This window comes from Sporomusa sp., from assembly GCF_057736855.1.
Window position 1 is genome coordinate 580 of record NZ_JBYKYF010000116.1, and the last position, 8,391, is coordinate 8,970.

9 protein-coding genes are annotated in these 8,391 nt (G+C 41.6%); 1 reads left to right on the forward strand and 8 read right to left on the reverse strand.

The window, feature by feature from the left end:
- The 8 genes from AC29Z1_RS09215 to AC29Z1_RS09250 form a co-directional block, all read right to left on the reverse strand.
- Positions 1-253, reverse strand: a 253-nt coding sequence (locus tag AC29Z1_RS09215) for a flavoprotein (RefSeq protein ID WP_488271166.1), incomplete at its 3' end; no start/stop codon positions are given.
- 9 nt (positions 254-262) lie between these two features.
- Positions 263-469, reverse strand: a complete 207-nt coding sequence (gene rpoZ / locus AC29Z1_RS09220) for a DNA-directed RNA polymerase subunit omega (protein WP_488271167.1) — start codon at positions 467-469, stop codon at positions 263-265.
- 42 nt (positions 470-511) lie between these two features.
- The gene (gene gmk / locus AC29Z1_RS09225) at positions 512-1,129 is read right to left on the reverse strand and encodes a guanylate kinase (protein ID WP_488271168.1); all 618 of its coding nucleotides are present in this window, start codon (positions 1,127-1,129) and stop codon (positions 512-514) included.
- An 18-nt stretch (positions 1,130-1,147) separates the two neighbouring features.
- Entirely contained in the window at positions 1,148-1,414 is a 267-nt protein-coding gene (remA, locus tag AC29Z1_RS09230) for an extracellular matrix/biofilm regulator RemA (protein ID WP_488271169.1), read from the reverse strand.
- A gap of 50 nt (positions 1,415-1,464) precedes the next feature.
- Complete coding sequence (locus AC29Z1_RS09235) at positions 1,465-2,349, reverse strand: YicC/YloC family endoribonuclease (protein WP_488271170.1); 885 nt, start codon at positions 2,347-2,349, stop codon at positions 1,465-1,467.
- Positions 2,350-2,439: 90 nt separating this feature from the next.
- Positions 2,440-3,042 carry a hypothetical protein gene (locus tag AC29Z1_RS09240; RefSeq protein ID WP_488271171.1) on the reverse strand — a complete coding sequence of 201 codons (603 nt, stop codon included), beginning with the start codon at positions 3,040-3,042 and terminating at the stop codon, positions 2,440-2,442.
- Between the two features lie 125 nt (positions 3,043-3,167).
- Positions 3,168-4,001 carry a diaminopimelate epimerase gene (gene dapF, locus AC29Z1_RS09245; RefSeq protein WP_488271172.1) on the reverse strand — a complete coding sequence of 278 codons (834 nt, stop codon included), beginning with the start codon at positions 3,999-4,001 and terminating at the stop codon, positions 3,168-3,170.
- 148 nt (positions 4,002-4,149) lie between these two features.
- Positions 4,150-6,909: a calcium-transporting P-type ATPase, PMR1-type gene (locus AC29Z1_RS09250; RefSeq protein WP_488271173.1), complete on the reverse strand. Its 2,760-nt coding sequence runs from the start codon at positions 6,907-6,909 to the stop codon at positions 4,150-4,152.
- 151 nt (positions 6,910-7,060) lie between these two features.
- On the opposite strand from AC29Z1_RS09250, the gene AC29Z1_RS09255 reads away from it, so the two are divergent.
- A partial coding sequence (locus tag AC29Z1_RS09255) for an Rqc2 family fibronectin-binding protein (RefSeq protein ID WP_488271174.1) occupies positions 7,061-8,391 on the forward strand: 1,331 nt, incomplete at its 3' end.

Sequence of the window (8,391 nt, forward strand, 5' to 3'; positions counted from 1 at the left end):
GAAATAGATCAGCACGGCTGGCTAGTGCAATATGCTGCACATTCCAAGTTTTGGGTTCTTCCCACATGTCTGTGACCACCGGATTGCCGCTAATTTCGCGAAAGGTTAGTGGTGTAACAAATTCTGTAGCGGCTTTAGTCATAATAACATGGACGGTATATCCCAATTTTTTTAAACGGCTGACAATTTCAACTGCTTTATAGGCGGCAATGCCACCAGTAACTCCAAGGACAATATTCTGGACTGATGACATGATAAACTCCTACTTAATACCGGTTTTGGTACGTTCAAAAGTAATTTTACCTTGAGCTATTTCTTCTAAAGCAATGGTTACCGGTTTATTGGATTTTGACTCAACAAGTGGTTGCTGACCATCCATAATTTCCCGTGCCCTTTTTGCAGCTAATACTACTAATGTGTATTTGCTATCAACTTTATCAATTAATGTATCTAAAGACGGATTAATCATAACGTCTCCCCTTGCTTAATTTATTTCGATGCTAAGTATTCCTTATTTACAACTAGACTGGCAAAGTCTATCAATCAAATCGGTGTTACGTTCAGCCCGAAGCTTCTCAGCAGCAATAATAGTTTCTACTTTTCGCACTGCTTCTGCAACCTGGTCATTTACTACAATATAATGATAGTTCTGAGCCTGAGTAAGTTCAGCGCTGACACTCTGCAGCCGTCTTTCGATAGTTTCAAGGCTGTCAGTACCGCGTTTATGAATTCTATCAGCAAGTTCATCCAAAGAAGGCGGAATTATATATATATATATACCTTTTGGAAACTTTTCTTTAACCTTCATAGCTCCCTGGGTATCTATTTCCAGTACGACATCATAACCTTTTTCTAATTGTTCAAGCACATAGTGGCGTGGCGTCCCATAAAAATTGCCGTAAACTTCTGCCCACTCCAGCAGGTCGTCATTGTCAATCATGCTTTGAAACTGATCTTTGGCAACAAATAAATAGTTTACTCCATCAACTTCTCCTGCCCTAGCTGGGCGAGTAGTAGCCGATATAGAGTATTTTAGCTGGGGATTGCTACGCAGCAACTCGCGGCAAATGGTGCCTTTACCAGTTCCTGAAGGACCGGAAATAACTATTAATATTCCTTGCTGCGCCATTTGTCTATCTCCTTTCCCTTATTCGGCAGTATCTTCACTAGTGTCTTTACTTGTTAACCGGTGAGCTACTGTTTCTGGTTGCACTGCCGATAAAATCACGTGATCGCTATCAGTAATAATTACGGCGCGAGTCCGGCGTCCATATGTAGCATCAATAAGCATCCCCCTGTCGCGTGCTTCTTGAATAATACGCTTTATGGGAGCTGACTCAGGACTTACTATCGATATGATCCGGTTAGCCGACACTATATTGCCAAAGCCAATATTAATTAATTTTATATCCATTAAGACTCCTCCTATACATTTATAGGCTACTAAGGCGTAATTCTCCTATATTACTCTATGTTTTGGATTTGCTCTCTGACCTTCTCTATTTCACTTTTAATTTCAACAACAGTATTGGCGATGGTGGAGTCATTCGCTTTGGAAGCAATTGTGTTGGTTTCCCGGTTTATTTCCTGTACAATAAAATCCAATTTTCGTCCTACAGCATCAGACGAGTTTACCGTTGCTTGAAACTGAGCTAAGTGGCTTTTAAGCCTCACTATTTCTTCTGTAAAATTAGTTTTATCAGCAAATATAGCCGCTTCTTGGAGCAGTCTGGCTTCGTCAACTTCTGCCCCAACTGCAGCTAGTAGTTCCCTCATTCGACTTAACAACTTTTCCCTATATTCTACAAGGATTTGCGGTGCTCTTTCTTCTACAGCAGCAATGTATTTATTGAGCTTGTCTACCCGTTCTAAAAGGTCGTGCTCAATATTTGCCCCCTCAGTTTCACGCATTTTCATTAGGTTGGCAACTGCCACCTCGATAGCAGCCGCTAGTTTAGGCCATAATTGTTCAACGTCTTCGGGAACTTCTTCCACTTTGAGAACCTCAGGATACTTGGATATATGATATATATTGTCAGTTGCCGGTACTTCCAATAGGTCTGCCAATTCTCTCATTGCATTATGGTAAGCCATTGCCAATTCTTTGTCAACCCTTACCGTACGTTTCTTTTCACCATATTCATCAACAGTAATAAAAACGTCCACCCGGCCACGTAAAATAGTATTGGCAATACTACGACGGATCTTATCTTCCAAACTGCCTAGATTTTTGGGCATACGGATAACAATTTCGTTATATCGATGATTGACTGCTTTAATCTCAACTACAATCCGATGGGCTGAATCAATGTACTCACCTCGGCCAAACCCGGTCATACTTTTGAGCACGAACACTGCACCTTCCTTTGCGTATGTTATTATTAACTGTTCATGTAATTTTAACCATAAATTTTACAGGTGACCAGCTTTGTTTTTTAATTATTTGAACTTTGCCAAATCAAAATAGAAGCGGCGTTCCTGCTTATCTTTAGTAGTTAATACTAAGGTAATAGGCTGATCCAATTGTAATTCCTTATCATAAAAATAAAAATATGTATGAGACGTAAACTCTGGTTCACTAGGAAACCAAGGGGTTTTTATCGGAGAATTAATGACCGCATGATATGGTTTGATTGTTTTTTGGCCTTGTTTAATGACAGCTTTGATACCGTCATTAAAGGTCTCGTTCTTCCCATTAATAGTTGCACTAAAAACAAGACACCCGGCATAATCAGCTAAAATCTGTTCGCTGTCAGCAAGCTGAACCTTTTTTTTACTTTTTGCTTTATCACGGGCATCATTGGCCAGTAATAAGAACGGAGTATATAAATAAGCCCGTTCAGTCTTTTCATTAAGAATCGTTGCGTGTTCTTCGTAAACAATCCAGGGATGAAGAAACTCGGTAAGCGTCAGTTGCTGGCGTTGTATACCATACTCCTGCGCTTCCAAAATAACCTCTCGATTGATCAACGATATAGCACTACTAGCAAATGGAATAGTAAGTAAGAAAAGTAAGCTAATAATAGCGGCAACAGGCTTCACTTTAACACCTCCAATGGCAAATGATTCTGTAATATTTGTAATATAAATATTATACCTAAGACCAAAAAAAACCTTTTTTTCAGAATTTAAAAAATAGTTAAGAGCCGGCTGTTAAGCCGGCTACTTTAAAGCAGATACTCTCCATGAAATACTTCTACGGCCGGTCCTGATTTATAGATGTGGTTATTGCTGGCCCATTCAATGTAAAGATTACCACCATCCAATTGGACAGTAGCTTGACGATCAGTATAGCCATTCAAAACAGATGCAACCAAAGCAGCACTAGCACCTGTTCCACATGCTAAAGTTATCCCGGCACCCCGCTCCCAGACGCGCATTCTTATGGTTTTTCTGTCAATGACCTGAATAAATTCAACATTAGTCTTCTTAGGAAATAGAGGATGTGTTTCAATTTTGGGACCAATAACCGCTAAATTAACCTTAGTCACATCTTCAACAAAGATGACACAATGAGGATTTCCCATAGATACACAAGTAATGTGATACGTTTCACCATCTACCTCCAGCGGTACATTAATTACCTGTTCTATAGCATCACCAACAATAGGAATTTCACCGCGTTTGAGTCTAGGTTCACCCATATCCACCTTAACGGTTTCTAATACACCGTCCTTAATAATAAGTTCAGGAGTAATAATCCCTGCCAAAGTATCAAGGGTAATGACAGTTTTGTTAGTTAGTTTATTCTCATAGAGATACCTAGCAACGCAACGGGTGGCATTACCGCACATATCGGCCTCGCTGCCATCGGAGTTAAAGATCCGCATCTTAAAATCTGCAATATCGGATGCTAATAGTACAACAAGCCCATCAGCACCGATGCCAAAATGACGATCACAAACAGCTACCGCCAAATGATGATAATCGGTGATGTCTTCTTTCATTCCATTGACAATGACAAAATCGTTTCCCAATCCATGCCATTTAGTAAATTGCATATTCTTCCTCCTAAATAATTATAAAATAAGACTACAAATGGTGTTTTAATCCATTTGTAGTGTATTGCTCTAAACTAAAAGACTTAGGTATTCCCCTGTATATACCTTAGGTCTAGCAACCTGTTCAGGGTAAGTTCACTCTCCACTGTTACCGATTTTGTGGTATCATGGCGCGTCGAGTAAGGCGACGTCTAAAGAAAAGATGTTTTAAGCCATTAAGAATCAAAGTCCAGCCTGAAACTGTCAAAACAAGTATCCAGTCGCCTACAGATAACGGCACGGTAGAAAAGATAGAACTTAAAAACGGTATGTACATGACAGAAAGCTGCATAATGGTCGAAAAGGCAACCGCTGCTAATAAGTATTTGTTGCTAGTAAATTTGAGTTCAAAAATGGTATATGTTTCTGAGCGACAATCAAATACATGAAACATCTGGCAGTATACCAATGTGGCAAAAGCGGCTGTCCGTGCCAATGCTAAATCATTCTGGGAATAGTATACCATACTAAAGACTAAAAGTGTGCTCAAACCGATTTGAATACCGCGACCAATAATTTTTTTAATCAGCCCGCGAGAAAAAACACTTTCTTTCGGATGACGTGGCGGACGGCGCATACTGTTAGGATCATTAGGATCAATGCCCAACGCCATAGCTGGCAAACCATCAGTAACAAGATTCACCCACAAAATCTGTACTGGTAAAAGCGGCATAGGTAATCCCAATAAAGCGGCAAGAAACATGGTAAGAACTTCACCAATATTACAAGACAATAAATAGCGAATGAATTTTCTTATATTGTCGTAAATACCCCGTCCTTCTTCAACGGCGGCGACAATCGTCGCAAAATTATCATCAGCTAAAATCATAGCAGAAGCTTCTTTTGTCACATCAGTACCCGTGAGCCCCATAGCAATACCAATATCAGCTTCTTTTATGGCCGGAGCATCATTAACGCCATCACCTGTCATAGCTACAATATGCCCTTTGCGTTTAAGCGACCGCACAATTCTCAGCTTGTGACTAGGAGAAACCCGGGCATAAACGGAGACGCTATTGACAATGGCATCAAGTTCAGCGTCCCCCATAGCATCCAAATCTTTGCCGGTAAGTGCTTTGTGGTGACCTTCCTTATATATATTTAGTTCTTGCGCAATGGCTATAGCTGTATTTTTATGATCGCCAGTAATCATAACTGTTTTTATTCCGGCTTCTCTGCACAAGTCAATGGATAATTTGGCCTCCTCGCGCGGTGGGTCAATCATCCCCACCAGTCCAGCAAATACCAAGTTTGTTTCCAGAGATTCATCAGGGTTTTGAGCCTGAATGGGTGTCAGACGACGATAGGCAACAGCCAGCACTCTGAGAGCCTGAGAGGCCATTTCTTCATTTACACGATTAATTTTATCAATATATTCCTGAGTAAGTGAGGTCGGCCCTGCCGCTGTATGGTAATATTGGCACAATTCCAGCAGTGTATCTGGTGCCCCTTTAGTATATAACATATGATTATTATCTTCATCCCGATATATTACTGACATGCGGCGACGTTCGGATTCAAAAGGAATTTCAGCAATCCTCTTTTTCGTTTTTTCCAATTTAGCCTGCCAAATATCGGCTTTCGCTGCAGCAACAACGATAGCGCCTTCTGTCGGGTCACCTTCAATCGACCAGCCAGTCTCACGCTTGCTGCGCCATATACCGGTAATAGCAACATTATTTTGTTTCAAAGTACTATTATTACAAAGTGCACCGATGACCAGGCATTGTTCAAGGGCTTTCTCTTTTGAACAGTCTACCTCGCGTTTATTAAGCAAAATACTGCCTTTAATATCATAGCCGGAGCCGGTAAATTCATAAATTTGGTTGTCAGCAAATACTTGGCGCACAGTCATAGCATTTTGTGTCAGAGTACCAGTTTTATCTGAGCAAATAACGGTGGTACAACCAAGGGTTTCAACTGCAGGTAGTTTTCTAATGATAGCCTTCTGTCTAATCATGCGCTGAACACCAAGGGCCAAAGCCACGGTAACAATAGCCGGCAACCCTTCTGGAATAGCAGCAACCGCCAAGCTAATACCAGCCAAGCACATGACAAATAGAGACTCCCCTTTGGCTACACCAGTAATTACAACGATACAGCAAATAGCCAAACAACCCCAGACAAGCCATTTACCAAGATGTTCAAGCCTTTTTTCTAGCGGAGTAGCTTCTTCTGCTGACGCTTGAATCATACCAGCAATTTGTCCGATTTCTGTGGACATGCCGGTAGCACATACCACTGCTCGGCCACGCCCACGCACAACGCTGGTGCCTGCATACACCATATTTTTTCTGTCACCCAAAGGAGCCTCTTCGCTATATTGTCGGTCTGCTAGTTTTCGTACAGGCAAAGATTCACCCGTTAATGCGGCTTCTTCCACTTCCAGATTATGCACATCGATAAGCCGGCCATCAGCAGCCAGCTTATCACCAGATTCCAAAACTAAAATATCTCCCGGCACAAGCTCTCGAGCTGGAACTTGCTGTACCATACCATTTCTTATAACCCTAGCAGTTGGCGCTGCCAGTTTTTTTAAAGCCGCTAGCGACTGTTCTGCCCGGTATTCTTGAATAAATCCTAATACTGCATTCATAAAGACAATGAGTAAAATGGTTATTGAATCAACATATTCACCTAAAAAGGCGGATATCAGTGTGGCTCCCAGTAAAACTAATACCATAAAATCTTGAAACTGGGCTAAAAACCGTTTCCACCAAGCTGTTTTTTCCTTTTCGACCAGTTCATTAAATCCAAATGTATCCAGCCTAGATTTGGCTTCAGCAGAAGATAAGCCATCAGTAAAACTCGTCTGCCAAAATTGAACCACTTCATCCGGCGTACGCGCATACCATTTTTCTCTGTCCATGCAGCCACCTCGCTAACATGTGTTTTTACATTAACTTACTAACTATGTTATTCTGCTAGCTGCATAATTAGACCGAGTTTGACCGTAAATTGCCAAGGGTGTTATACTATTGGCAAATTGTTTAATGTTTATAACAGACGGAGGGTATACCATGAATGTCGATGGATTGTCGCTTGCGCCGCTGGTAAATGAACTGAATGCCGCATTAGCCGGTGGCCGTATCGATAAAGTGTTTCAGCCTGATCAATATTCGCTGCTTCTCTGGATACGTCAACCCGGAGAAAATCATAGGCTTTATATTTCAGCCAACCCAGAACGACCCAAATTGCTACTTACTGCATCTAGCCCAGAAAATCCGGCAGTAGCCCCTAATTTTTGCATGTTGCTGCGCAAACATCTCGAAGACGGCCGAGTTGGCAGTATCGAGCAACATCACCTTGACCGGATTGTCAATATTAATATTGACGTGCGTGGTGAACGGGGCATAATTGTTACCAAACGTCTGATCATCGAGATTATGAGTAAAAACAGTAACATTATTCTTAGTCAGGATAATGTAATTATTGATGCCATTAGAAGGGTAGGAGCTCAGCAAAGCCGTCATCGCCTGGTGTTACCCGGAAAAGAATATATCTATCCGCCCGGTCAGGATCGAATCAATATTTTAGCTACCGAATCAGATGTTTTTGTCAGACAGGTGCTGTCAACACCGGATTTACCTTTATACAAAGCCATTATCGCTGCCGGTATCGGCTTAGGACCACTCACCGCCAAAGAGATCGCTTGGCGTGCAGGTTTTTCTCCTGAAATCGCGGTTAACTCCCTTGATACTGCAGATAGTAACGCCTTAGTCGAGGCTGTTGACAGTATTGCCAAACCACTAAAGAATCGCCAAGTTTCCCCCTGTGTTATTACTGCTCAAGGCCAACCGCTAGCTATTGCCGCTTTTGTCCCAGAACATCTTAGATCACATACCCTCCATAGCTTTGCCACGATGAGCGAAGCGGTTGCCTTTTTTGACAGCTTCAAAGGACGCCCTTCACTCCCGGAAAAAGAATTGCTTACTAAATTAGTCTCAACAGAGTTAGCAAAATTAACTCGTAAACAAGCAGTGTTGACTAAAGAACTTAATCAAGCGGAGCACGCTGACGACCTACGGATATGCGGTGATATTTTGATGGTTAATCTTTACAATATACCCGCAGGTAGTAGTGAACAGGTGTTACCAAATATCTACAGTGAACAGCCAGACGACCACATAAAAATTAAGCTTGATCCCGCGCTATCACCGTTGGAAAATGCGCAGCAGTATTACGCCAAATATAACAAAGCCAAACGCTCAGCAGAGCATTTGGCAAATCAACTTATAGAATGCGATCAGGAAATTACCTACTTAGAAAGCGTCTTAGTGGCGTTGTCTCATGCTGATACAAATGCTGAAGTAACTGAAATTAGACAAGAACTAATAACTTCTGGATACAT